We start from the raw sequence: 2452 nt of genomic DNA, 5'->3' as shown, positions 1-2452 counted from the left end.
GCGGGGCCGGGGACGGCGTGCCGGGCGTCGCCGGCGCGGAGCGCGACCTGGGCGGCGCCGCTGTCCACCACGGCCGCCAGCAGCGCCGTCGACCGCGGGTCGGCGTCCCGGTCGACCAGGAGAATGCGGTCCGGGTACGCGGCCTGGAGGCAGCGCCCGACCGCCCAGGTGGCGGCGGCCCGCGAACCGGTCGTCGTCGAGCCAGCCCCGCAACCGGCCGGCGAGATCCGCCGTGTCGGCCGGCCCGACCGCGAGCACCACCAGGTCCGGCGCGTCCCCGCGCAGTGCGGCCAGGTCGGGGTGGGCGGCCACCTCGGCCGCGTCCGCCGCCGTCCGCAGCGACGCGGCCAGCGCCTCGGCGTCGGGCCCGACCACCGCCCAGTGCCGGCCCGGCGCGGGCCCGCCGGCCGGATCCAGTGGCCGCCAGGTGATCCGGGTCAGCTCGTCGTGGTGCCGGCCGTTGACCGCCCGCAGCCGGGCGGGCCGGTCCAGCAGCAGCCGCCGGGTGACCTTGCCCGAGGCGGTCCGCGGCACGGCGTCGATCTCGTACAGCTCCTGCGGCACCTTGTGGTACGCGAGCCGCTGCCGGCAGGCGGCGTACGCGGCGGCCGGCGCGAACCCCTCCGGGGCGGGCACCACGAAGGCGACCGGCACCTCGCCGAGCACCTCGTGCGGCCGGCCGGTGACCGCGACGTCGGCGACGCCGGGCAGCCCGCGCAGCACCTCCTCCACCTCGGCGGGGTGCACCTTCTCCCCGCCCCGGATGATCAGCTCGCGGTGCCGCCCGGTGACGAAGAGGTTCCCGTCGCCGTCCCGGCGGGCCAGGTCGCCGGTGCGGTACCAGCCGTCGCGGAGCGCGGCGGCGGTGATCTCGGGCAGGCCGTGGTAGCCGAGCATGACGCTCGGCCCGCGGACCCAGACCTCGCCCTCGTCGCCGGTCGGCACGTCCCGGCCGGTGTCCGGGCTGACCAGGCGCACCTCGACCCCGGGGACCGGACGGCCGCAGGAGCCCTCGACCCGGGGTTCGTCGGGGTGGGTGACGGCGATCGAACCGCAGGTCTCCGTGCTGCCGTACGCGTCGAGCAGCGGCGCGTCGAAGACCTCCTCGAAGGCCCGGCGCAGCGGGCCGGTGGTGATCGCCCCGCCGACCAGGCACACCCGCAGGTCCGGCGCGCGGAAGCCGGCCTCCCGGGCAGCGGCGACCAGGTGGTGGTACATGGCCGGCACCCCGGCCAGCACGGTGGCCCGGTCCTCGGTGACCGCGCGCAGCACGTCGTCGGCGGAGAACCCGTCGACCAGCCGGGCGGTCGCCCCGACCGCGGTCACGCTCAGCACGCAGCCGATGTGGGAGAGGCTGTGGAACAGCGGCAACGGCCAGACCACCCGGTCGCCCTCGGTGAGGCCGGGGATCGGCACGTAGCAGGCGGCCACCGACCAGAGGCAGGTGCGCTGGGTGGAGAGCACGCCCTTGGGCCGGCCGGTGGTGCCGGAGGTGTAGAGCATCCAGGCGACCTCGTCCAGGCCGAGGTCGTCGCGCGCGTCGGCGGGCGGCTCGGCGTCGACCAGCGCGGGCCAGGCCGTCACACCGGCCGGGTAGGGTCCGTCGCCGGTCACCCAGACCCGCAGCCCGGGCCGGTCCCCGCGCAGCCGCAGGAGCTGGTCGAGGTGCTGCGGGTCGGTGACCGCCAGCACCGCGCCGGAGTCCTCCAGCAGGTGGGCCAGCTCCGCGTCGGTGCTGCGCGGGTTCAGCGGTACGCCGACGGCCGCCGCCCGGGTGACGGCCAGCCAGGTCTCCACGGTCTCCACCCGGTTGCCCAGGCAGAAGGCGACCCGCTGGCCCCGCTCGACGCCGGCCGCGACCAGGTGCCCGGCCAGCCGGCGGGTGCGGGCGTCCAGCTCGGCGTAGGTGACCGAGCGGCGCTCGTCGCGGAACGCGACCTGGTCCCCGAGCCGGCTGGCGTGTGCCCGGAGCAGATCGGGCAACGGCTGGACCAGGTCGCTCCGAAGCATGTCACCACATCCGTCCCTCGCCGTAACGGCCCAAGTCTGGCCAGGGACCCGCCGGTGACCTACCCCTGTCGCCCCCTATGTCGTCCCCAGATCCGGGTCCCCGGCGGGTGGCCCGGCGGCCCGGCGCGGTGATGATGGGCTCGCCCCGAGGACCGCCCGCGTGCCCCACCCGCCCGTCAGTCGAGGTGCATCGTTGGAACGCTCCTGGTTGTTCGCCGACCTCGCCGTGCCCGGCACGGGGTGCCTCGACGCCCGGGCGGCCGGGCTGGTCGGCACCGTGGTGGCGGACCTGGTCGCGGCCGTCCGCGCCACCGACCCGGACGTGCACTGGTTCTTCGACCGGCTGGACTCCCCCGGTGACCCGCGCCTGCGGCTGGGCCTGCACGCCGGCGCCGCCGCGCTCGACGTGGCCCGGCGGCGGCTCGGCCCGGCGGCCCGGCCG

General features: G+C 77.6%; 1 protein-coding gene and 1 pseudogene. One reads left to right on the top strand and one right to left on the bottom strand.

Annotation, left to right across the window (positions count from 1 at the left end; translation table 11 throughout):
* Window positions 1–2010 (bottom strand): class I adenylate-forming enzyme family protein (locus tag B0E53_RS35490; protein ID WP_246835768.1); only part of this gene is annotated, 2010 nt, incomplete at its 3' end.
* Window positions 2011–2203: 193 nt separating this feature from the next.
* On the opposite strand from B0E53_RS35490, the pseudogene B0E53_RS35485 reads away from it, so the two are divergent.
* Window positions 2204–2452, top strand: a pseudogene (locus tag B0E53_RS35485) (hypothetical protein); the annotation flags it as partial.

It is taken from the genome of Micromonospora sp. MH33 (assembly GCF_003013775.1).
In the GTDB taxonomy this organism is placed as follows: Bacteria; Actinomycetota; Actinomycetes; order Mycobacteriales; family Micromonosporaceae; genus Micromonospora; species Micromonospora fulviviridis.
Note: the sequence above shows the minus strand (reverse complement) of the source record. Positions and strands in the feature narration are given on the sequence as shown.